This is a genomic window from Arthrobacter sp. B0316-1-20, from assembly GCF_059091865.1.
Window position 1 is genome coordinate 146493 of sequence record NZ_JBNHHC010000006.1, and the last position, 21177, is coordinate 167669.

Sequence of the window (21177 nt, forward strand, 5' to 3'; positions counted from 1 at the left end):
TGGCGCAGCAGGCTGCCGAGGCCGCCACGCCCCAGGCAGCCATGCCCCAGGCCGCCATGCCCGAGGCCGCCATGCCCCAGGCTTCGGACCGGCCAGTGCAGGGTTTATCGTCGAGGGCAGGGTATATGGACGGTGCACTCGAAGATTTACCCCGCACCCGCGGAGGCGGCGGCCAGCGAGCCGTGGCTTCCGTCAGGGCCGGACGACGCAGCCGGCGGCGCGCGGCGCTCATCGCCGCCCTGGCTGGCATCGTCGTCGTCCTGTTTTTTGTCAACGTCCTGCTGGGCAGCTACACCGTGACCATTCCGGACTTCTTCCGGCTGCTGGCGGGCGAACAAATCCCCGGGGCCAGCTTCATCGTGATGGAGCACAAACTGCCGCGGGCCGTGATTGGCGTGCTGGTCGGGCTCGCGTTCGGCCTGGCCGGCAGCATTTTCCAGACCATGCTGCGGAACCCGCTGGCCAGCCCGGACATCATCGGCATCAGCTACGGGGCCAGCGCCTCCGCCGTGACCGCGATCGTCGTGTTCGGCGCGGCCGGCGCCGCGGTCTCCGCCGCCGCCATGGCCGGGGCGCTGGTGGTGGCGGGGGGAATCTACGCGATTGCGTACCGCTCCAGCACGGTGTCCGGGGCGGCCGGCTCGCGGCTGATCCTGGTGGGCATCGGCTTCGCCGCGGTGATGCAGGCGCTGGTCAGCTACCTGCTGACCCGCACGGATATCCGCACAGCCCAGGGCGCGCTGGTCTGGCTCAACGGGTCGCTGAACTCCAGCAATTGGGACCGGGCCACGGTCCTGGTGGCCGGGCTGGCCGTGCTGTTCGTGGCCGTGGCACTGTTGGCGCGCAGCCTGCACGGCCTGGAAATGGGCGACGACGCCGCTGCCGCGCTGGGTGTCCGGGTGGCCCCGGCCCGGCTGAGCCTGATGACGGTGGGGGTGCTGCTGGCCGCCGTGGCCACTGCGGCGGCAGGTCCGGTCGCGTTCATCGCGTTCCTGTCCGGGCCGATTGCCCGCCGGTTGCTGGGCGGTGCGGCATCGCTGCCGGCGGCCGCGCTGGTGGGCGCCCTGATCGTGCTGGCCGCCGACTTCGCCGCGGCCAACCTCATCCCGATGTATCTGACCGACGGCGCCTCGCTGCCGGTCGGGGTGGTGACCGGAGCGCTGGGCGCGCCGTTCCTGCTCTGGCTGCTGGTCACCACCAACCGCCGAGGCCAAGGAGGCTAAGTGCGCACGCTCGAATCCCGCAACCTGACGCTGGCATACGACCAGCGCACCGTGGTGCAGGACCTCACCGTCCGGCTGCCGGAAGGCAAGGTGACGATCATCGTCGGGGCGAACGCCTGCGGCAAGTCGACGCTGCTGCGCGGGCTGGCGCGGCTGCTCAAGCCGGGTGCCGGGTCCGTGCTGCTGGACGGCAAGGACATCCACCGGCAGTCCACCCGCGACGTGGCGAAGGTGCTGGGCCTGCTGCCGCAAAGCCCGGCGGCCCCCGACGGAATCACCGTCGCGGAGCTGGTGGGCCGCGGCCGGTATCCGCACCAGGGCTGGTTCCGGCAGTGGACCCGGGAGGACGACGACGCCGTCAGCGCGGCCTTGGCGGCCACCGACACCCTGGAACTTGGCGACCGGAACGTGGACGAACTCTCCGGCGGCCAGCGCCAGCGGGTGTGGATCGCGATGGCGCTGGCCCAGGAGACCGACGTGCTGCTGCTGGATGAGCCGACCACGTTCCTGGACGTGGCCCACCAGGTGGAGGTGCTGGATCTGATCACCGACCTGAACCGGCGCCGCGGCACCTCCGTGGCCATCGTGCTGCACGACCTGAACCTGGCCGCCCGCTACGCCGACCAGCTCGTGGCGATGAAGGATGGCCGGGTGGTGGCCGAGGGCGCCCCCGCGCAGGTGGTCACCGAGGAGCTGGTGCAGACGGTGTTCGGACTGGAATCGCGGGTGATCCCGGACCCGGTGTCCGGAACGCCGATGGTGGTTCCGGTCGGCCGCCACCACTGCGCGGCGCCCGCCCCGGCCGAAGACGACGCCGACCCGGTCCTGTCCACGACGGACCTCAAGCACGAAGAACCCGCGGCGTGAGCGAGGCCGGCCGGCGCCGACAACCGCCCGCACAGGGGCCCGGCGGCGCCGGAAGGAAAACCCGGCGCGCAGCCGAAGGAACGGACATGGAGAACGGAGCACGATGACCGCCGTAGCAACTGAAACATCCGCCGTAGTGCCGGTGCTGGCCTTCGGCGTAGCCGTCGCCCGGGTCGAGGACATCTCGCCGAGCTACCGGCGGGTCACCTTTTGCGGGGAGTCGCTCCGCCGTTTCGGCGTGGACGGGCCGACGCTGGATCTGCGGATCAAGGTGATGATCCCGTCCACCGGCGCCGACGGGCGTCCGCTGCCGCTGCCGGCATTCGGCGGGCCCGCGCGCCCGGCCCCTCCCGTGACGCCGGGCAACCAGGAAACCATGGCGGCCGACACGGACACCGCCGTGGAACTGGGCGGCGGCTGGTACCAGCAGTGGCTGGCCATGGACCCGGCCCGACGCGGCTCCATGCGCACCTACACCGTCCGCGCCTTCCGGCCGGCGGAAGGCGGGCGGGGGCCCGAACTGGACGTGGACTTCGTGCTGCATTTCGACGCCGACGGAAACGGCGGTCCGGCGTCGTGCTGGGCGGCCGCCGCCGTCCCCGGCGACGAGGTCACCATCATCGGCCCGAACGCCGCGGCGGCCAACTGCGCGACGGCGAAGAGCTACGGCGGCATTGAGTGGCGGCCCGGGCTGGCTTCGCACGTGCTGCTCGCCGGCGACGAAACCGCCGTTCCCGCCATCGCGTCCATCCTGGAGAGCCTCCCGAAGCACATGACGGGCCACGCCGTGCTCGAGGTCCCCGACCCAGCGGACTTCCAGGACATCCGGTCTGCGGCGGACGTGCAGATCTCCTGGCTGGCGCGGGGCGCCCGCCCGCACGGCGAACTGCTGGACGAAGCGGTGCGCGCCGCCGTCGTTGTGCCCGGAGCCGGCCTGACGCCGGCGACGGGGGAGGACCCCGAAGAAGTGGACATTGACCAGGTGATCCTGTGGGAAACCACCGCCGGTTCCACCCGGCCGTTCTACGCCTGGATTGCGGGGGAGGCGGCGGTCATCCGCGGGCTGCGCCGTTACCTGGTCCGGGACGTGGGAGTGGACCGCAAACAGGTGGCGTTCATGGGCTACTGGCGGGCCGGCAAAGCCGAACTGTAGGGCGCCGGCACCCGCCTGTCCCTCCTGGCGGCGGCATCGCCGGCCGGGGACACGGGCGTGGTGCACGCGCCCGCTGGGGCCACGGCGCCCGCGGCTAAAATTCCCGGGCGAAACCGGGCAGGCCGCTGCCATACTTGCTCCATGGGCGTTGAGGGACAGCGGGACCAGGACGAATTTTGGGCCATCGTGGCCGAAGGGGAGCAGCGCATTCGGGAGACTTTTCCGGAGTTGCCGTGTTTCGGCCTGCGCGGGTGGGACGGCGGCGTCATGGTCGGCGAATGGATTTTCGACGGCGGCCCGCACGGGCTGCTGCATGGCGACCCGGGGCTTGGTTCGCCGTATGCGCAGGTCCTGACCACGGCCCACGAGGTAAACCAGAGGATTCGAACCATGCGGCTGGGCGCCCGCGCCGTGGTGGAGGACAAGGACGCCTACCTGCGGCAGCTGGACGAGTTGGACCGCCAGGAACCGCGCATGGTGGGCATCGCCGTCGACGGTGAACGGGTGGAATTCGCGCTCTGGCAGGACGGCGGCAAATGGTGGGCCGGTGCCGAGCGTGGGCGTTACGGCATCATCATCGAGGCGGCCGGGCTCGAGGCGCAGACGGTGGCGCTTGAAAGCGTGGCCGACATCGAGCCTTGCCTGGCCGCGCGGCGTCAGTGGCTGCGGCAGGTCCGCGGCGAAGCCGAATGAGGGCGGTGGGTGGCCCCGCCACCCACCGCCCTGCCGTTTCCGGGAAGGCCCCCTCCCCGGGATTCCTGCTGCCGGTCAGAGGTGGTTCATGCCCTCCGTGAGGACGGAGCGCAGGATCTGCTCGATCTGGTCGAATTCGCGCTGTCCGATGGTCAGCGGCGGAGCGAGCTGGACTACGGGGTCTCCACGGTCGTCCGCCCGGCAGTACAAGCCGGCGTCGAACAGCGCGTTGGACAGGTAGCCGCGCAGCAGGTGCTCCGACTCTTCGTCGTTGAACGTCTCCTTGGTGGCCTTGTCCTTGACAAGTTCGATCCCGTAGAAATAGCCCTCGCCGCGGACATCGCCGACGATCGGCAGGTCCAGCAGCTTTTCCAGCGTCTTGCGGAAGGCCGGGGCGTTCTCCTTGACGTGGTTGTTCAGGCCCTCGCGTTCGAAGATGTCCAGGTTGGCCATGGCAACGGCGGCCGAGACCGGGTGCCCGCCGAAGGTGTAGCCGTGGTAGAACGTCGTGTCGCCATGCTTGAACGGTTCGAACAGGCGGTCCGAGGCGATCATCGCGCCGATCGGCGAGTAGCCGCTGGTCATGCCCTTGGCGCAGGTGATCATGTCCGGCACGTAGTCGAAGTCGGTGGAGGCGAACATGGAACCGATCCGGCCGAACGCGCAGATGACCTCGTCGGAAACCAGCAGAACGTCGTACTCGTCGCAGATTTCCCTCACCCGCTCGAAGTACCCGGGCGGCGGCGGGAAACAGCCGCCGGAATTCTGCACCGGTTCCAGGAACACCGCGGCCACGGTGTCCGGGCCTTCGAACTCGATGGCTTCGCCGATCCGGTCCGCGGCCCAGCGGCCGAAGGCCTTCGGATCTTCCAGGCCCGCCGGCGCGCGGTACTGGTTTGTGTTGGGGACACGGAAGGCGCCGGGCACCAGCGGTTCGAAGGGTGCCTTCATGTCCGGGATGCCGGTGATCGAAAGCGCTCCCTGCGGGGTGCCGTGATAGGCGACGGCGCGGGAGATCACCTTGGTCTTGTTGGGCTTGCCCTTCAGCTTGAAGTACTGCTTGGCCAGCTTCCACGCGGATTCCACGGCTTCGCCACCGCCGGTGGTGAAGAAGACCCGGTTCAGGTCGCCCGGGGCGTGGTGCGCCAGGCGTTCGGCCAGTTCGATGGCCGCCGGGTGGGCATAGGACCACAGCGGCATGAAGGCCAGTTCCTTGGCCTGGCGGGCGGCCGCCTGCGCGAGTTCCTCGCGGCCGTGGCCCACCTGGACCACGAAGAGCCCGGCCAGGCCGTCGATGTATTCGCGGCCCTGGTCGTCGTAGATGAGGTGGCCCTCGCCGCGGGTTATCACCGGTACGTTGCCGCCGGCAACCAGTGGTGAGTGTCGGGCCATGTGCATCCACAGGTGGTCGCGGGCCGCCTGCTGGCGGTCCGTTCCCATCGGAGTGGTGTAGGTCCGGCGCATCGGGGCGTCGGTCGTGGTGCCGGCGGGCGTGCCTTGGCCCGGGAGGCTGGTGCTTGGCGATGCTGATGTCTGTGTCATCGGGTTCCCCAGTTGTATTCCTGCTTGCGCAGAGAGAGATACATGAATGTTTCGGTGCTCAGGACACCGGGAATGCCGCGGATCCGGTTGACCAGCCGCAACAAATCCTGGTCGTTTTCGCAAATGATTTCGGCCAGAATGTCGAACGAGCCCGCGGTGACCAGGCAGTAGTGCACCTGGTCCAGTTCGGCGATCTTGTCCGACACTTCCAGCAGGTCGGCAGCTGTCTTGATGCCCAGCATGGCCTGCCGGGCAAACCCCAGCTGCAGCGGGTCGGTGACCGCGACGATCTGCACGACGCCGGAGTCGATCAGCTTCTGCACCCGCTGCCTGACGGCTGCTTCGGAGAGCCCGACCGCCTTGCCGATGGCGGCGTAGGAGCGCCGGCCGTCTTCCTGCAGTTGCTCGATGATGGCCTTGGAGACCTCGTCAACCGCAGGGCTGTGGCCGTTGCCGATGAGGCCGTGGCCGGCACTGGGCAGCAAGGTCAAGCGTATCCACCTCCTAAGCGAATACCCGCCACCGGCAGGGATTGCTGACTATTGAATCCGTTGTGTGATGAGAGCGCAAGTGCTGAATCCGAAAAGATTCGCCGCGGAGGCTATCGATATACGCAGAACTAGAGGCTACTATCTGTTTGTGAAGCAGCTCACTTCAGCTTTCGCGTGCGGCCCTTCCGTCCGCCGGGTGCATACTTCGCGGATGCGCCCTCCGGGAGGGGACAATCCACGTGCAGGCAGCGGGGCATGCTTCGGATTTCGTCGTGTAACCAAAAATTTACAACTGAAACTATTGTCGGGGTCTCTGCGGTCTGCAAGTATCGACGCACCAGCGAGGCCCGATCCGTCAACAGGAGCACCAGATGCCGAAACGACTACCTGAAGACCCACGCCTGCGACGCCTGATCGCTGCGCAAATGTCCCGCCGGAACGTCCTGATGGGCGCCGGCGGACTGACTTTGGCCGGCCTGCTCGCTGCGTGTGGCACGGGCGGCACGGGCGGCTCGTCGAACACCGGCTCGGCCGGTGCGCTGTCCCCGGCGGAAGACCTGTCGGACCAGGAAAAGGAAGTCAACTGGGCCAACTGGACCCTGTACCTGGACTACGACGACTCCAGCCAGACCTACCCGTCGCTGGAGGCCTTCACCAAGAAAACCGGGATCCAGGCCAACTATTCCGAGGACATCGACGGAAACGACACGTACTTCGGAAAGGTCCAGGGCCAGCTCGCCGCCGGGCAGGACATTGGACAGGACATCATCACGCTCACCGACTGGATGGCGGCACGACTGATCCGGCTCGGCTACACCCAGGAACTGGACCACGCGAACATCCCGAACGCGGCCAACCTGTTGGAGACCCTGAAGAACGTGGACTTCGACCCGGACCGGAAGAACTCCCTGACCTGGCAGTCCGGATACGCGGGCATTGCCTGGAACAAGGAAGCGGTCCCGGGCGGGCTGCGGACGGTATCCGATTTGTGGAAGCCCGAGCTCAAGGGACGCGTGGAAGTGCTCGACGAGATGCGCGACACCATGGGCCTGCTCATGCTGGACAACGGCGTGGACATTTCCGGTGACTGGGGCACGAGCGAATACGACGCCGCCCTGGAGGTCCTGCAAAAGCAGATCGCCGACGGCCAGATCCGTCAGGTCAAGGGCAACTCCTACAAGGAAGACCTGATCTCCGGCGACGCGCTGGCGGTGATCTGCTGGTCCGGCGACATCACGCAGCTGAACTTCGAGGAGGGCGACAAGTGGCAATTCGCGCTCCCCGAGGCCGGCGGAACCCTGTGGTCGGACAACCTGCTGGTGCCCATCGGCTCGCCGCACAAGAAGAACGCGGAAACGCTGATGGACTTCTACTACGATCCGGAAAACGCGGCGACCGTAGCGGCCTACGTGAACTACATCTGCCCGGTGCAGGGAGCCAAGGAAGCCATGGAGAAGATCGACCCGGAACTGGTCGACAACCCGCTGATCTTCCCGACGGACGAAGACCTGGCCAAGGTCAAGGTCTTCCGCAGCCTGGAGGCCGACGAGGAAACCGACTTCGGCAACCGTTTCCAGCAGGCGATCGGCAACTGATGACCCAGGCACCACTGAGGACAGAGCACGCCCACGCCGTCGGCGAAGACAGCGGCGCGGATCTGGTGCTGTCGTCCGTGACCAAGCGGTTCGGCGATTTCGTGGCCGTCGATGACCTGGACCTGACCATTCCGGCGGGCCAGTTCTTTGCCCTGCTCGGCCCCTCCGGCTGCGGCAAGACCACCACCCTGCGGATGGTAGCCGGGCTGGAACAGCCCACGTCCGGCAGCATCAGCATCGGCGGCAAGGACATCAGCAAGGCCAGCCCGCACCAGCGGCCGGTCAACACCGTGTTCCAGAACTACGCCCTGTTTCCGCACATGAGCGTGCTGGACAACGTGGCGTTCGGGCTGCGCCGGCGCAAGGTCCGCGACGCCCAGGAGCAGGCGAAGAAGGCACTGGCGCTGGTGGAGCTGTCGCACCTGGGCGCACGGCGGCCGGCCCAGCTCTCCGGCGGTCAGCAGCAGCGCGTGGCGCTGGCGCGGGCCATCGTCAACCAGCCGGCGGTGCTGTTGCTGGACGAACCGCTGGGCGCGCTGGACATGAAGCTGCGCCGGCAAATGCAGGTGGAACTGAAGAAGATCCAGACCGAGGTCGGACTGACCTTTGTCCACGTCACCCACGACCAGGAAGAAGCCATGACCATGGCGGACACCGTGGCCGTCATGAACGCCGGCAAGGTGGAGCAGATGGGTGCTCCCCGCGAGCTGTATGAACTGCCGCGCACCGTGTTCGTGGCCAACTTCCTGGGCAAATCCAACCTGGTCGCCGGGGAGATCATCGAGGACCGGGGCGACGCCGTCGTCGTCAATGCCAACGGCAACCGGCTGGCCGTGCTGAAGGAGCGCGCGACCGTGCACCGGGGCAAGGCGCTGATCGGGATCCGTCCGGAGAAGCTGAAGATGATGTGGCCGGACGATGCGCCGGCCGAAGCCGCCAACGTCCTGCGCGGCACCGTGCTCGACACCTCGTTCACCGGGGTCAGTACCGAGTACCTGGTAGAGGTTGCCGGGATCGGCACGGTGGGCGTCTTCAGCCAAAACCACGGCCAGCAGCTGGCCCAGCCGGGCGACGCCGTCGTGCTCAGCTGGGACACGGAACACGCCTTCGGCCTCGACGGCGACGAGGAACCGCAGTACGGGGCGCCCGAGGACGGTGTCTGATGAGTGCGCTGGCCACCGCAGACACGTCATCGGCGCCGGATCAGGGACGCGGCAGCGGCGAGCTTAAGGAGGAACGCCGCCGGGGGCGGATGGGCTATTGGCTGATCCTGCCCGGCTTCTTCTTCCTGCTGCTGTTCTTTGTGCTCCCGGTGTTCTCGCTGCTCGCGACCTCGCTCTACACGAAGCCGCCGGGGGCCGACATCGGCCAGTTCGTGCCGGCGCTGGAGTTCAACAACTACGTGCGGGTGCTGGGCAGCTACTGGCCGGAGTTGCTGCGTTCCTTCGGGTTCGCGCTGGTCGCCACCGCCGCGGCGCTGCTGATCGGCTATCCCATGGCCTACCTGATCGCGGTCAGGCTGCGCGGGCGCGGCCTGCTGCGGGGCATCCTGCTGGTGCTGATCATCGCGCCGTTCTTCACCAGCTTCATCCTGCGCACGCAGGCCTGGAAACAGATCCTCGCCGACGAGGGCCCGGTGGTCTCCGTGCTCAGGGCGTTCGCCTTGCTTCCGGAGGACGGGCGGCTCACGGCCACCGCCTTCGCCGTGGTCTGCGGCCTGACCTATAACTTCCTGCCCTTCATGACCCTGCCCATCTACGCGAACCTCGAGCGGCTGGACACCCGGCTGATCGAGGCCGGCAACGACCTCTACGCGAACGGTTTCACCACCTTCAGGACCGTCACGCTGCCGCTGTCGATGCCCGGGGTGATGGCCGGAACGCTGCTGACCTTCATTCCGGCTGCCGGGGACTACATCAACGCCTCCCTGCTGGGCAACAACCAGAACACGACCATGATCGGCCAGGTCGTCGACTCCCGGTTCTTCCGCATCGTCGACTATCCGGGCGCTTCGGCACTGTCCTTTGTGCTGATGCTGGCCATCCTCGCCCTGGTCTTCATCTACGTGCGCCGTTTCGGCACCAAAGAACTGCTGTAGGGGGCTCTGACGTGAAAAACTCCTTCGGCCGCTGGCTGGTCCCTGTGTTCGGCGGCCTGGCGTTCGTCTTCCTGCTGGTCCCCATCGCCTACGTCTTCGTGTTCTCCTTCAACGACGCCGGGCGCACCAACCTCACCTGGCGCGCCTTCACGTGGGACAACTGGACCAACCCGTGCGGCGCCCCGGCAGTCTGCCAGGCGCTGGGCAACAGCCTCCAAATAGGCGCGGTTGCCACGGTGATCGCCGTCCTCCTGGGCACGGCCATCGCCATCGGGCTGGTCCGCTACCGGTTCCGGTTCAATTCCACCGCCAACATGCTGATATTCCTTCCGCTGGCCACCCCGGAAGTAGTCCTCGGCGCCTCGTTGCTGGCGCAGTTTCTGAACGTGGGCGCGGAGCTGGGCAAGGGCACCATCATCATCGCCCACACCGTCTTCTGCATTTCCTTCGTCGTGGTCACCGTGAAGGCCCGGGTCGCCAGCCTCGACCCGAAGCTGGAGGAGGCGGCGGCCGACCTCTATGCCTCCCCGATGCAGGCGTTCTGGCGGGTCACCTTCCCGCTGCTGCTGCCGGGGATCGTGGCGGCGGCCCTGCTGAGCTTCGCGATCAGCTTCGACGACTTCATCATCACCAACTTCAACTCCGGCAACGTGGATACCTTCCCGAAGTTCATCTACGTGGCCGCCACCCGCGGCATCCCCGCCCAGGCGAACGTGATCGGCTCGGCGATGTTCATCATCGCGCTGCTGATCGTGATCGGCGGGCAGATCCTCGCACACCGCCGCGCCAAGATGCTGGCGGCACGCTGACCCGCCCGACTCGCTGACTAGGAGCCCTTCATGATCGACCGGAACCGGCTGGCGGTGCTGTTCGCGCGCGAACTGCAGGACTTCGAGGCCAAGCATCCCCAGTCCAAGGCACTGTACGACGGCGCGTCCCACCTCTTCGGGAAAGTCCCGATGACATGGATGAACAAGAGGGCGGGCAGCTTCCCCCTCTACCTCGCCCGGGCCCGCGGCTGCCGGGTGTGGGACGTGGACGGACTCGAATACGTGGACTTCGCGCTGGGCGACACCGGCGCGATGGCCGGCCACTCCCCGCAGCCCACCGTCGAGGCGATGATCCGGCGTGCCGCCGACGACGGGGGACTGGCCACCATGCTGCCCACCGCGGACGCCGAGTGGGTGGGGGCGGAGCTGGCCCGCCGGTTCGGCGTGGAGCGCTGGAGCTTCTCGCTCACCGCCACCGATGCCAACCGGTGGGCCATCCGGCTGGTCCGGGCCCTGACCGGCCGGAGCAAGATCCTGTTCAACCCGTACTGCTACCACGGGTCGGTGGACGAATCGCTGATCGTGGCCGGACCCGACGGCGAGGGCATGAACCGCCCGGGCAATGTCGGGGCACCGGTGGACGTTACGGAGACCAGCAGGGTCGCCGAGTTCAACGATCTTGCCGCCCTGGAGCGCCAGCTGGCCTACGGAGACGTGGCAGCTGTGCTGATGGAACCGGCACTGACCAACATCGGCATCGTGCTGCCGGAGCCGGGCTACCTGGACGGCGTGCGGGAACTGACCCGCCGGCACGGCACGCTGCTGATTATCGACGAGACGCACACCTTCTCCGCCGGCCCCGGCGGGGCGACCGCGGCGTGGGGGCTCGAGCCGGACGTGGTGGTGATCGGCAAATCCATCGGCGGCGGCATCCCCTGCGGCGCCTACGGGCTCAGCGCGGAACTGGCCGAACGGGCACTGGGCCGGGCCGATTTGGACCTGGTGGACATGGGCGGCGTGGGCGGCACCCTGGCCGGAAACCCGCTGTCCGTCGCGGCCATGCGGGCCACGCTCGAACACGTGCTGACGGACCAGGCCTTCGCCGCGATGACCGCGCGTGCCACGGAGTTCGCCACCGGCGTGCAGCGGGTGATCGATACGTATTCGCTGCCGTGGTCGGTGTCCCGGTTGGGTGCGCGGGCCGAATACCGCTTCGCCAACCCGGCGCCCCGCAACGGCACGGAGTCGGCGGCCAGCCACGACGGCGGGTTGGAGGACTTCCTGCACCTGTACCTGGCCAACCGCGGCATCCTGCTCACCCCGTTCCACAACATGGCCCTGATGTGCCCGCAAACCACCAGCGCCGACGTCGAACGGCACCACGAGGTCTTCGAAGAAGCCGTCCGGGAACTGACCGGCGGCTGAGGCGGCGGGCGCCGAGCCGTCGGCTTGGGATACTGGATGGATGACGATCGCCAAATCCGCCATCCTGTTTGTCCTCGCCGCCGTCGCGGAGATCGGCGGCGCCTGGCTGGTCTGGCAGGCGGTGCGCGAAGGCCGGGACTGGTGGTTCGCCGGCTTGGGAGTGATGGCCCTGGGCCTGTACGGTTTCATCGCCGCCCAGCAGCCGGATGCGAACTTCGGCCGGGTGCTGGCCGCGTACGGCGGAGTGTTCATCGCCGGATCACTGGCCTGGGGCATGCTGCTGGACGGTTTCCAGCCGGACCGCTGGGATTTCATCGGCGCCGGCCTCGCGCTCGCCGGGGTCGCCGTCATCATGTACGCACCGCGCAGCGTCGCGTAGCGCCGCGCCGGGCCGCTGCCGGAACGGTTTCTTTGTTAATCTGGTCCGGTGACTTTCGCGCAGCGTTTTGTGGCCTTGGGGGATTCGTTCACCGAGGGGGTGGGAGACAAGGATCCCAGCCTGCCCAATGGTGTACGCGGCTGGGCCGACCGGGTAGCCGAGCAGCTGATGCTCGCCGATGCCGGCTGGGGCTATGCCAACCTTGCCATCCGCGGCAAAAAGATCACCCAGGTACTGAACGACCAGATCGACGCCGCCGTAGCGCTCCAACCGACCCTGGTCACCCTCTATGCCGGCGGCAACGATCTCCTGCGCCCGCGGGTGGACATCGACGCGCTGATGGCAGGGTACGAAGCCGGCGTGGCCAAGCTGGCCGCCACCGGTGCCGACGTCGTGCTGTTCACCGGCTTTGACACGGTGGCCTCGGCGGTCTTCAGCAAGACCCGCGGCCGCACCGCCATCTACAACGAGTGGGTGCGCGAGATCGCCGACCTGCACGGGGCGAAAATCGTTGACTACTGGCGGATGCGCGAGTTCCGCGACTGGCGTTACTGGGACGACGACCGCCTGCACATGTCCACGGCCGGGCACACGCTGATGGCCAAGAAGGTGTTGGAAGTGCTGCAGGCCGAGGACATCATCGACCTGCCGGCGCTGCCGGACCTGGCGGCGCTGACCCGCCGGCGCGCGATGGCCGCCAATGTCCGGTGGGCCCGGGAGCACCTGGGCCCGTGGATGGGACGCCGGCTGCGCGGCACGTCCTCGGGGGACTCGCTCACCGCGAAGTACCCGCAACTCACGGGGCTCCACACCACCGGACGGGTCTAGTGCCGTACGGGCAGAAGCGGAAGTGCCGGCCCGCCGGCCCTAACAGTTGAAGCCTCAAGTTTTATGGCAGAATAGAGGCATGACTTCTGCACGCTGGCTCGACCCCGAAGAACGCCAGGCCTGGCTGGCCTTGCTGGCGGTGTCCACCCTGTTGCCGGGCAACCTCGACGCCCCGCTGTACCGGGAGGGCAAGCTGACGCTCTTCGACTACAACGTGCTGGCCATGTTGTCCGAGGCTCCGGACCGGTCGCTGCCCATGAGCGAGCTGGCCTCCCGCACCTATTCTTCGCTGTCCCGGCTCTCGCACGTGGTCAAGAAGCTTCAGGGCCGCGGCTGGGTGACCCGGGCGCAGTGCGCCGATGACGCCCGGGTGACCATGGCGTTGCTCACGGATGCGGGGATGGACGCGATCGTGGCCCTTGCGCCGGGGCACGTCGAAACCGTGCGGCAGGCGGTTTTCGACGGACTGGACCGCCGGGATGTGCAGGACCTGGAACGCATCGGCAAGAAAATCGTGCAGCAGTTGGAGCCCAACAGCTGGGTGCTGCGCGAACCGCGGCTGAACAGCTGAGCCTTGCTCCCGGAGCCGCGGTTCGCTGTCGCCGTCGGGGACCGGCCGTTGGTTTGATCCAAACCGCCGCTGCCCCTAAGATGGAAAGGCGTTAAGTCACGCAACTTGGCACCCCCTTGCCCAGGCGGGGGGATGGCAACGTTGTGTGGCGTCCGTGTTTACCTAGAATTGAGGGTCGCGGATAGGCCGCGCCTCCCCCGGGAGGCAAGCGGCTTATTGCACCTGACTTCACCGTCTTCCCCGCGGCGAGGCACTTCGGCTGGATCTCACCCCGCCAGGTTCACCTCCGGAAAGTCGCAGTAATAACGGTGTCACAACTGGTGGCGGGCGCTCTTACACGCAGATTCGCAGGCGCTTTACTTACGTTTCTGCGTCAAGTCCGTCAATATTTACTACAACTGGAGGAGAGATCATGGCAGCACACTGCCAGGTGACCGGAGCCGAGCCCGGCTTTGGCCACAGCATTTCGCACTCGCACCGCCGCAACAAGCGCCGGTTCGATCCGAACATTCAGAAGAAGCGCTACTGGGTTCCGTCCCTGCGCCGCAACGTGACGCTGCAGGTTTCGGCCCGCGGCATCAAGACCATTGACGTCCGCGGCATCGACGCTGTCGTCGCCGAGCTCCTCGCGAAGGGTGTGAAGCTTTAATGGCCAAGGACAAGGACGTACGTCCCATCATCAAGCTGAAGTCCACCGCCGGCACCGGCTTCACCTACGTGACCCGGAAGAACCGTCGTAACGACCCGGACCGCATTGTCCTGAAGAAGTACGACCCGGTCATCCGCAAGCACGTCGAATTCCGAGAGGAGCGCTAAACATGGCCAAGAAGTCCAAGATTGCTCGCAACGAGCAGCGCAAGGTCGTTGTCGAGCGTTACGCCGCGAAGCGTGCCGAGCTGAAGAAGACCCTGGTCGACGCCAACGCGACCGACGAGGCCCGCGAAGAGGCCCGCCTGGGCCTGCAGAAGCTGCCCCGCAACGCGTCCCCGGTCCGCGTCCGCAACCGCGACCAGATCGATGGCCGCCCCCGCGGCACGCTCCAGAAGTTCGGAATCTCGCGCGTGCGTTTCCGTACCATGGCGCACAACGGCGAACTGCCGGGCATCAAGAAGTCCAGCTGGTAGAAATCCGGCCGGCTTCCCGGTGAAGCTGCATCAAGGCGGCGGTCCAGCAGGGCCGCCGCCTTTGCCATGCCCGGAGCGCTCCGGCAGGCAGCGGGGAGAACGAGGGCCGTGATCGACCGCTGGAACAGTCCATCGCCGTAGCTCCCACGCTGAAGCGGTGATCGTGTCGCGCCAGCCGTGCCACACGAAACCGGGGCAGCCGCGGCGCGCGGAAACGGCCCATCATATGCTCTCGGCGCAAAAAGCGGACCCCGCGGGGCTGAATCGGCCCGAAATCGGGGTATTTCGCTAAAAATTCCGCCAGATTCCGCGGATTTTGCCGGATCGGGGCGGCCAAGCTGGTAAGTTTTCGCTCAGTAGCTTTTCCGCAGCCTGCGGAGGCTCTGACCAAACCGAAGCAGTCCAGGAGGACAAAAATTGGCTATCAATCGCAGTGAACTTGTTGCAGCTGTTGCAGAGAAGGCCGGCACCAGCCAGACCGCAGTGAACGGTGTCCTGGACGCCGTGTTCGACATCTTCGCGACCTCCGTCGCCAAGGGCGAGAAGATCACCATCCCGGGCTGGCTCGCCGTCGAGCGCACCGACCGCGCGGCCCGCACCGGCCGCAACCCGCAGACCGGCGAATCCATCCAGATTCCGGCCGGCCACAGCGTGAAGCTGACCGCTGGTTCCAAGCTGAAGGCTGCTGTCGCCAAGAAGTAGTTTTCCCACCAGGCTTCCGCAGGACCGTCACCGGCAACCGGTGGCGGTCCTGCTCTTTAACGCCTTAACTTCTACCGGCGGTAAAATAGCCGGGCGGGGCGTGCGCCACAGGCACGCCCGGAAGCATCGGGACGGAGGACTCGGCATGGTCCAGCGGGAAGCGCGGCTGCTGCGCGGCTGGCTCGGCGCTGCCGTGGCCACCTCCGCCGCCGCGTTGTCGCATCTGGCCGGCGGGGGACATGCGCCCGCCCTGGCCGTCTGGTCCCTGTCCCTCGCCCTCTCCGGGCTGGTCTGCGTGGGCCTGGCCGGCAAGTCATTGTCCTGGCCGCGCCTGCTGGCCGCGGTGGGGGGCAGCCAGGCCATCTACCACCTGCTTTTCCGGGCGGGCCACGGCGCCCCGGCGGGAATGACCCCCGGCGCGGGAGCCCATGCCGGCCACGGCCCGGCGCTGCCTCCCGGCGACTGGGTGGCGGCCGCACCGGCCCCGCCGGCCGGGGCCGAGGATCCGGCGATGCTGGCAGCCCACCTTGCCGCTGCCGTTGCAACGGTCCTGCTGCTGCGCCGCGGCGAGCAAGCTGCAGCGGCCCTGGCCGGAACGGTGCTGTTGGCAATCCCGCGCCGGCTGTACGGCTGGCATCCGGTACCGCGGGCCAGGCTGGCCAGCCCCGGGGCACGGACTGTCCGTACCCTCGCCGCGCTTGGAGTGCCGCTGCTTTCGCTGCGGCACCGGGGGCCGCCCCTGCATCACGCTTTCTGACCGGCGCCATCCGCGCATCCCCCGACGAAAGAACGTGATGAACCCCCTGATGAACACCCCTGCACCCGTCCGCGTTGCCGCCTCCGGGTCTTCGGCAGCCAGGCAGCGCCGTGACGACGCCCGACGCCTCGCCCGGCAGGCGGCCCTGCGCCGACTGCTCGCGGCCGCCTTGGCCGCCATGCTGCTGTGGCTTTCGGCGGCGCTGACGCTGGCGCGCCCGGCCGCGGCCCACGACGAACTGATCGGATCCACCCCGGAAAACGGCGCCGTCCTCGACGTCCAGCCCGAGAGCATCGTGCTGGAATTCAGCGCGAATGTGATGGATATCGGCACCACCACCCAGGTCCTGGACAGCGCCGGCACCGACTGGGCCGCCGGAGCACCCGTGCTCGGCGGCCGTGAGGTCACCATTCCCCTGCAGGACGGGATGCCCGACGGCGACTACCAGCTGGGCTGGCGGGTCGTCTCCAGCGACGGCCATCCGATCGAAGGAACCACAAAATTCTCCCTTGCGGCCGGCGGCACGGCCTCGGCCCCGGCATCCACAGCCGCGGCCGGCGGCACCGCCGAGGCTGCCGGGAAAGAGGACGGTGCCGGCGGCGCCGGACTGTTCCTCGCGCTGGGCGCCGGCACGCTGGCTATCCTGGCCGGACTGGCCGCCTTCGTGATGAGCAAGCGGGGCGGAGGCGCTGGCGGTCGTGGCTGAGCGGCTGACCCCTGCGGCTGACCGGCGTCCTGCGGCAATCACCGCCGACGGGATCGGCAGGGGATGGCTCCTGGCCGGTGCGGTCGTCCTGGTCCTGGCGCTGGCGGCAGCCCTGCTGTACTCCGGGGCGGCCGCCACCCGCCAGCTCTCCGACCCCGGCGCCTTGACCCGATGGGCGCTGCCAGTGGCCAAGGCCGCCAACAACACGGCTTTGGCAGCCGTCATCGCAGCGCTGCTCTTCGCCGTCGGCATCCTTCCCCGGCAGTTGCGTCCCGGCCGCAGGCCGGGCAACGGCGACCAGGGCCCCGAGCATCCCGCCTTCACGGCCGCGCTGCGGCTGGCCGCGGTCGCCGCCGTCGTCTGGACGCTGGCGGCCATGGCCGTGCTGGTCTTCAGTTTCTCCGACGTCGCCGGGCTGCCCGTGAGCGGGGACGCCAACTACACCGCCGGATTCATCGGCTTCATGACGGACATCGGGACCGGCCAGGCCTGGCTCGCCATCACCATAGTGGCCGCCGTCGTGGCCACGCTGATCTTCGGCCTCCGCTCCCTCCCGGGGCTGGCCGCCACCTTGGCGCTGGCCACCATCGGCGGGCTGCTGCCGATGGCCCTGATCGGGCACTCGGCCGGCGGCGACGATCACTACGGGGCCGTCAACTCGATCGGGCTGCACCTGCTGGGTGCCTGCCTCTGGGTGGGCGGAATCATCGTCCTCGCGGTCATTTCCGGGACACTGGGCACCAGAGACATCACCGGGCAGGTGCTGCGTCGCTACTCATCGCTGGCACTGATCAGCTTCGGCCTGGTGTTCTTCTCCGGCATCATCAACGCGTCCATTCGGATCACCTCGCTGGACCAGCTTTCCACCCCCTACGGGGTGCTCGTGGTGATCAAGGCCCTCGCCACGCTGCTGCTGGGGGCCATCGGCTTCATGCACCGGCAGTGGATCATCCCCGAACTCGCAACGAAGTCCGGCAAGCGCGTCCTGTGGCAGCTCATCACCGTCGAACTCCTCATCATGGCGGCGGTCTTCGGCGTGGCGACGGCCCTGGCCCGCACGGCGCCGCCGACGCCCGAGGAACTGCCGCCGGACGCGTCCCCGGCGCGCATCCTGACCGGTTACGAACTGCCGCCGGAACTGGTCGGGAGCAGCTGGCTGACCGTCTGGCGGTGGGACTGGCTGTGGGTGACGTTCGCCCTGGTCACCGGCATCGCCTACCTGGTCGCGGCCGCCAGGCTGCGCCGGCGCGGCGACGGCTGGCCGGTGGCCCGGACCATCAGCTGGATCGTCGGCCTGCTGGCGCTCACCTATGTCACGTCGGGGGCGCCGGCAGTCTACGGGATGGTGCTGTTCAGTGCGCACATGCTGGACCACATGGCCCTGACCATGGTGGTGCCGCTGTTCCTCGTCCTGGGCTCGCCGGTCACGCTGGCGCTGAAGGCGCTGCCGCCGCGCCGCGACGGCAGCAAGGGCCTGCGCGAATGGATCCTCTGGCTGGTGCATTCAAAGTATTCCGCGGTCATCACCCATCCGCTCTTCGCGGCGGCGAACTTCGCCGGTTCGATCATCATCTTCTACTACTCGCCGCTGTTCGGCTTCGCCCTGCGCGAGCACGTGGGGCACGAGCTGATGAACCTGCACTTCCTGCTCACCGGCTACCTGTTCATCCTCTCGATGATCGGCCAGGATCCGCTGCCGCGGCGCGCGCCCTACCCGTTGCGGCTATTGCTGCTGTTCGCGACGATGGCCTTCCACGCATTCTTCGGCGTTGCCCTGACCAGCTCCACGGCCCTGATCCAGGCCTCCTGGTTCGGCAGCATGGGACGCGAGTGGGGACTGCCGGCCATGGACGACCAGCAGCTGGGCGGGGCCATCATGTGGGGCATCGGGGAAATACCCACCCTCTGCATCGCCGTCGGAGTGGCCATTGCCTGGTCGCGGTCCGACGCGCGGGAAACAAAGCGTAAAGATCGTTCGGCCGATAGGAATAACGACGCCGAACTGGCGGCTTATAACGATATGTTTGCCAAGATGGCCCGGCAGGATGCACGCCTGGTCCCGCCGGGGGCAGCAAGGCCTGCCGCGGGGCCCGGCACGGACTCCGGCGACCATGAACTTCCGACAACCACCACCGGGCAGCCGCCCGTTCCGGAACCGGATGACGCCGGCCGGACACAAGGAGAAACCAGATGACTGAGGCAGCCGACACCATCCGCAGCAACTACCGGGTCCGTGCCTCGGACCTGGTGGGGCGCAACTGGCTGAACACCGGCGGCAAGCAGCTGGGGCTGGAAGACCTGCGGGGCAAGATTGTGCTGCTGGACTTCTGGACCTTCTGCTGCATCAACTGCCTCCACGTGCTGGACGAGCTGAGGCCGTTGGAGGAAAAGTACAAGGACGTGCTGGTCACCGTCGGGGTGCACTCCCCGAAGTTCGAGCACGAAGCCGACCCCGTGGCACTGGCCGCGGCCGTGGAGCGGTACGAAATCCACCACCCGGTACTCGACGATCCGGAGCTGGACACCTGGCAGGCCTACGCCGCCCGGGCGTGGCCGACGCTGGTGGTCGTGGACCCCGAGGGCTACATCGTGGCGCACCTGTCCGGAGAGGGCCACTCGGGCGGCCTGGCGTCGCTGGTGGAAGAGCTGGTGGCCGAACACGAAGCCAAGGGCACGCTGCACCGCGGCGACGGGCCGTACGTGCCCGCGGAAACCACCGCCGGCGACCTGCGCTTCCCGGGCAAGGCCATTCCGCTGCCCGACGGTGTCGGTTCCGCCGGCGGGTCCTTCCTGGTCAGCGACACCGGCCACCACCGGCTGGTGGAATTGGCCGCGGACCTGTCGACCGTGCTCAGGACCTACGGTTCGGGCGTGAAGGGCTGGCAGGACGGGCCGGCCGATGCCGCGCAGTTCAACGAGCCCCAGGGCGTGGCCTTGCTTCCGGAAGGAATCCGCGGGAAGGCGGGCTACGACGTCGTCGTCGCCGACTCCGTGAACCACCGCCTCCGCGGCCTGTCCCTGGCCACCGGCGAGGTGACCACGATCGCCGGCAGCGGCGTGCAGCGGCTGCTCGATGCCGGCTCCCAGCGCACCGCGCCGGGGCTCGCCGAAGCCGGTCCCGGATCCGTGGCGGACGAAGCGGCTTCCGGGGAAGCGCTGGGGGAGGAACTGGCGGAAGCCATCGCATCGGGCCGGGAGCAGCTTCCCGCCGATCCGCTCGCCGTCTCGCTCAGCTCGCCGTGGGACGTCCTGTGGTCGACCCGGTTGGAGGCGGTGGTGATCGCCATGGCCGGCGTGCACCAGATCTTCACCTTCGACCCGGCCTCCGGCGCCGTCGCCATCCTTGCCGGTACCGGGCTGGAAGGCCTGCAGGACGGCGAGGCCACCGCGGCCTGGTTCGCCCAGTCGTCGGGCCTGGCCGAGGACGCGGCAGGAGGCATTTGGGTCGCGGACTCGGAGACGTCGGCCCTGCGCAAGATTTCCTTCGTGGAGGTCAAGGGCGAGCAGCGGGCGCACGTCTCCACCGCCGTCGGCACCGGTCTCTTCGACTTCGGATTCCGCGACGGGGAGGCAGCCGAGGCGCGGCTGCAGCATCCGTTGGGCGTGGCCGTCCTGCCGGACGGCTCGGTGGCCGTGGCGGATACCTACAACGGGGCGGTACGCCGTTACGACCCGGTGAGCGGGACCGTCTCCACCCTGGCGCGCGGTCTGGCCGAGCCGTCCGACGTCATGCTGGACACCTCTGCGGTGGTCGGGGGAGGCGAGCCGCTGCTGCTGGTGGTGGAAGCGAACAAGCACCAGCTCGTCCGGCTTCCCGTCCCCCGGGAAGCCCTGAAGGTGGACGAGGGGGCCTCGCAGACGCAGCGGCCCAAGACCGAGGTCTCGGCCGGGCCGCTGGCACTGACCGTCCGCTTCGCGGCCCCCACCGGCCAGAAGCTGGATGACCGCTGGGGAGACCCGACGCAGCTGAAGATCTCTTCTTCGCCGGAAAACCTGCTGGTTTCCGGCGCCGGCACCTCCGTGGGGCTGGTGCGCGAACTGGTGCTGTCCGACGAGGTCGCGGAGGGCGTCCTGCACATCACCGCACGGGCGGCGGCCTGCGACGGCGAACCCGGCGGCGAGATCCCGGACCATGCCGCCTGCCACCTGTACCAGCAGGACTGGGGCATCCCCGTGGTGATTGGCTCCGGAACCGGCGAGATGACCCTGGACCTGCGCGGGCTGAACTAGGCGGCCGCGCGGCAGGACTGACA

General features: G+C 68.2%; 22 protein-coding genes. 20 read left to right on the forward strand and 2 right to left on the reverse strand.

What is annotated here, in order from left to right; genetic code table 11:
• Positions 1 to 125: 125 nt before the first annotated feature.
• The 4 genes from AC5RW2_RS12040 (at position 126) to AC5RW2_RS12055 (ending at position 3936) form a co-directional block, all read left to right on the forward strand.
• A complete protein-coding gene (locus tag AC5RW2_RS12040) occupies positions 126 to 1223 on the forward strand; it encodes a FecCD family ABC transporter permease (protein WP_494013011.1) in 1098 nt (365 codons plus the stop codon).
• Complete coding sequence (locus AC5RW2_RS12045) at positions 1224 to 2090, forward strand: ABC transporter ATP-binding protein (RefSeq protein ID WP_494012913.1); 867 nt, start codon at positions 1224 to 1226, stop codon at positions 2088 to 2090.
• A 103-nt stretch (positions 2091 to 2193) separates the two neighbouring features.
• A complete protein-coding gene (locus AC5RW2_RS12050) occupies positions 2194 to 3243 on the forward strand; it encodes a siderophore-interacting protein (protein ID WP_494012912.1) in 1050 nt (349 codons plus the stop codon).
• Between the two features lie 141 nt (positions 3244 to 3384).
• Positions 3385 to 3936 carry a hypothetical protein gene (locus AC5RW2_RS12055; RefSeq protein ID WP_494012911.1) on the forward strand — a complete coding sequence of 184 codons (552 nt, stop codon included), beginning with the start codon at positions 3385 to 3387 and terminating at the stop codon, positions 3934 to 3936.
• Between the two features lie 75 nt (positions 3937 to 4011).
• On the opposite strand, the gene AC5RW2_RS12060 is transcribed toward AC5RW2_RS12055, so the two are convergent.
• Together AC5RW2_RS12060 and AC5RW2_RS12065 are read right to left on the reverse strand one after the other, a co-directional pair.
• The gene (locus tag AC5RW2_RS12060) at positions 4012 to 5400 is read right to left on the reverse strand and encodes an aspartate aminotransferase family protein (RefSeq protein WP_494001304.1); all 1389 of its coding nucleotides are present in this window, start codon (positions 5398 to 5400) and stop codon (positions 4012 to 4014) included.
• Between the two features lie 74 nt (positions 5401 to 5474).
• Positions 5475 to 5969, reverse strand: coding sequence for an Lrp/AsnC family transcriptional regulator (locus AC5RW2_RS12065; RefSeq protein ID WP_494000737.1), 495 nt, complete (start codon positions 5967 to 5969; stop codon positions 5475 to 5477).
• A 371-nt stretch (positions 5970 to 6340) separates the two neighbouring features.
• Here AC5RW2_RS12065 and AC5RW2_RS12070 point away from each other — a divergent pair, with 371 nt between their 5' ends.
• The 16 genes from AC5RW2_RS12070 to AC5RW2_RS12145 all read left to right on the forward strand — a co-directional run bounded on the left by AC5RW2_RS12070 (position 6341) and on the right by AC5RW2_RS12145 (position 21154).
• Entirely contained in the window at positions 6341 to 7564 is a 1224-nt protein-coding gene (locus tag AC5RW2_RS12070) for an ABC transporter substrate-binding protein (protein WP_494000736.1), read from the forward strand.
• A complete protein-coding gene (locus AC5RW2_RS12075; protein WP_494000735.1) occupies positions 7564 to 8727 on the forward strand; it encodes an ABC transporter ATP-binding protein in 1164 nt (387 codons plus the stop codon). The genes AC5RW2_RS12070 and AC5RW2_RS12075 overlap by 1 nt, the downstream gene beginning before the upstream one ends.
• Entirely contained in the window at positions 8727 to 9662 is a 936-nt protein-coding gene (locus tag AC5RW2_RS12080) for an ABC transporter permease (RefSeq protein WP_494000734.1), read from the forward strand. The genes AC5RW2_RS12075 and AC5RW2_RS12080 overlap by 1 nt, the downstream gene beginning before the upstream one ends.
• Before the next feature lie 11 nt (positions 9663 to 9673).
• Positions 9674 to 10471 carry an ABC transporter permease gene (locus AC5RW2_RS12085; RefSeq protein ID WP_494000733.1) on the forward strand — a complete coding sequence of 266 codons (798 nt, stop codon included), beginning with the start codon at positions 9674 to 9676 and terminating at the stop codon, positions 10469 to 10471.
• A 30-nt stretch (positions 10472 to 10501) separates the two neighbouring features.
• Positions 10502 to 11857 carry a transaminase gene (locus tag AC5RW2_RS12090; protein WP_494000732.1) on the forward strand — a complete coding sequence of 452 codons (1356 nt, stop codon included), beginning with the start codon at positions 10502 to 10504 and terminating at the stop codon, positions 11855 to 11857.
• Positions 11858 to 11897: 40 nt separating this feature from the next.
• Complete coding sequence (locus AC5RW2_RS12095) at positions 11898 to 12236, forward strand: YnfA family protein (RefSeq protein WP_494000731.1); 339 nt, start codon at positions 11898 to 11900, stop codon at positions 12234 to 12236.
• Positions 12237 to 12284: 48 nt separating this feature from the next.
• Complete coding sequence (locus AC5RW2_RS12100) at positions 12285 to 13064, forward strand: SGNH/GDSL hydrolase family protein (protein ID WP_494000730.1); 780 nt, start codon at positions 12285 to 12287, stop codon at positions 13062 to 13064.
• A 79-nt stretch (positions 13065 to 13143) separates the two neighbouring features.
• Positions 13144 to 13635, forward strand: a complete 492-nt coding sequence (locus AC5RW2_RS12105; RefSeq protein ID WP_494012910.1) for a MarR family winged helix-turn-helix transcriptional regulator — start codon at positions 13144 to 13146, stop codon at positions 13633 to 13635.
• Between the two features lie 412 nt (positions 13636 to 14047).
• Positions 14048 to 14284, forward strand: a complete 237-nt coding sequence (rpmB, locus tag AC5RW2_RS12110; RefSeq protein WP_136785732.1) for a 50S ribosomal protein L28 — start codon at positions 14048 to 14050, stop codon at positions 14282 to 14284.
• Positions 14284 to 14451 carry a 50S ribosomal protein L33 gene (gene rpmG / locus AC5RW2_RS12115; RefSeq protein ID WP_127512989.1) on the forward strand — a complete coding sequence of 56 codons (168 nt, stop codon included), beginning with the start codon at positions 14284 to 14286 and terminating at the stop codon, positions 14449 to 14451. The genes rpmB and rpmG overlap by 1 nt, the downstream gene beginning before the upstream one ends.
• Before the next feature lie 2 nt (positions 14452 to 14453).
• The gene (gene rpsN, locus AC5RW2_RS12120; RefSeq protein WP_127512988.1) at positions 14454 to 14759 is read left to right on the forward strand and encodes a 30S ribosomal protein S14; all 306 of its coding nucleotides are present in this window, start codon (positions 14454 to 14456) and stop codon (positions 14757 to 14759) included.
• 417 nt (positions 14760 to 15176) lie between these two features.
• Entirely contained in the window at positions 15177 to 15461 is a 285-nt protein-coding gene (locus AC5RW2_RS12125) for an HU family DNA-binding protein (protein WP_136785733.1), read from the forward strand.
• Between the two features lie 145 nt (positions 15462 to 15606).
• Positions 15607 to 16218, forward strand: coding sequence for a hypothetical protein (locus tag AC5RW2_RS12130; RefSeq protein WP_494000728.1), 612 nt, complete (start codon positions 15607 to 15609; stop codon positions 16216 to 16218).
• 49 nt (positions 16219 to 16267) lie between these two features.
• Positions 16268 to 16924: a copper resistance CopC family protein gene (locus tag AC5RW2_RS12135; RefSeq protein WP_494073977.1), complete on the forward strand. Its 657-nt coding sequence runs from the start codon at positions 16268 to 16270 to the stop codon at positions 16922 to 16924.
• Positions 16917 to 19118: a bifunctional copper resistance protein CopD/cytochrome c oxidase assembly protein gene (locus AC5RW2_RS12140; protein WP_494073978.1), complete on the forward strand. Its 2202-nt coding sequence runs from the start codon at positions 16917 to 16919 to the stop codon at positions 19116 to 19118. The genes AC5RW2_RS12135 and AC5RW2_RS12140 overlap by 8 nt, the downstream gene beginning before the upstream one ends.
• On the forward strand, positions 19115 to 21154 hold the full coding sequence (locus AC5RW2_RS12145; RefSeq protein WP_494025299.1) for an NHL domain-containing thioredoxin family protein: 2040 nt from the start codon (positions 19115 to 19117) through the stop codon (positions 21152 to 21154). The genes AC5RW2_RS12140 and AC5RW2_RS12145 overlap by 4 nt, the downstream gene beginning before the upstream one ends.
• Positions 21155 to 21177 lie beyond the last annotated feature (23 nt).

Bases quoted from the DNA above. Each gene is read 5' to 3' on its own strand.
- AC5RW2_RS12040 (WP_494013011.1), top strand. From the start codon at position 126: ATGGACGGTGCACTCGAAGATTTACCCCGCACCCGCGGAGGCGGCGGC.
- AC5RW2_RS12050 (WP_494012912.1), top strand. From the start codon at position 2,194: ATGACCGCCGTAGCAACTGAAACATCCGCCGTAGTGCCGGTGCTGGCC.
- AC5RW2_RS12055 (WP_494012911.1), top strand. From the start codon at position 3,385: ATGGGCGTTGAGGGACAGCGGGACCAGGACGAATTTTGGGCCATCGTG.
- AC5RW2_RS12060 (WP_494001304.1), bottom strand. From the start codon at position 5,400: ATGCGCCGGACCTACACCACTCCGATGGGAACGGACCGCCAGCAGGCG.
- AC5RW2_RS12070 (WP_494000736.1), top strand. From the start codon at position 6,341: ATGCCGAAACGACTACCTGAAGACCCACGCCTGCGACGCCTGATCGCT.
- AC5RW2_RS12075 (WP_494000735.1), top strand. From the start codon at position 7,564: ATGACCCAGGCACCACTGAGGACAGAGCACGCCCACGCCGTCGGCGAA.
- AC5RW2_RS12080 (WP_494000734.1), top strand. From the start codon at position 8,727: ATGAGTGCGCTGGCCACCGCAGACACGTCATCGGCGCCGGATCAGGGA.
- AC5RW2_RS12090 (WP_494000732.1), top strand. From the start codon at position 10,502: ATGATCGACCGGAACCGGCTGGCGGTGCTGTTCGCGCGCGAACTGCAG.
- AC5RW2_RS12095 (WP_494000731.1), top strand. From the start codon at position 11,898: ATGACGATCGCCAAATCCGCCATCCTGTTTGTCCTCGCCGCCGTCGCG.
- AC5RW2_RS12105 (WP_494012910.1), top strand. From the start codon at position 13,144: ATGACTTCTGCACGCTGGCTCGACCCCGAAGAACGCCAGGCCTGGCTG.
- rpmB (WP_136785732.1), top strand. From the start codon at position 14,048: ATGGCAGCACACTGCCAGGTGACCGGAGCCGAGCCCGGCTTTGGCCAC.
- rpmG (WP_127512989.1), top strand. From the start codon at position 14,284: ATGGCCAAGGACAAGGACGTACGTCCCATCATCAAGCTGAAGTCCACC.
- rpsN (WP_127512988.1), top strand. From the start codon at position 14,454: ATGGCCAAGAAGTCCAAGATTGCTCGCAACGAGCAGCGCAAGGTCGTT.
- AC5RW2_RS12130 (WP_494000728.1), top strand. From the start codon at position 15,607: ATGGTCCAGCGGGAAGCGCGGCTGCTGCGCGGCTGGCTCGGCGCTGCC.
- AC5RW2_RS12135 (WP_494073977.1), top strand. From the start codon at position 16,268: ATGAACACCCCTGCACCCGTCCGCGTTGCCGCCTCCGGGTCTTCGGCA.
- AC5RW2_RS12145 (WP_494025299.1), top strand. From the start codon at position 19,115: ATGACTGAGGCAGCCGACACCATCCGCAGCAACTACCGGGTCCGTGCC.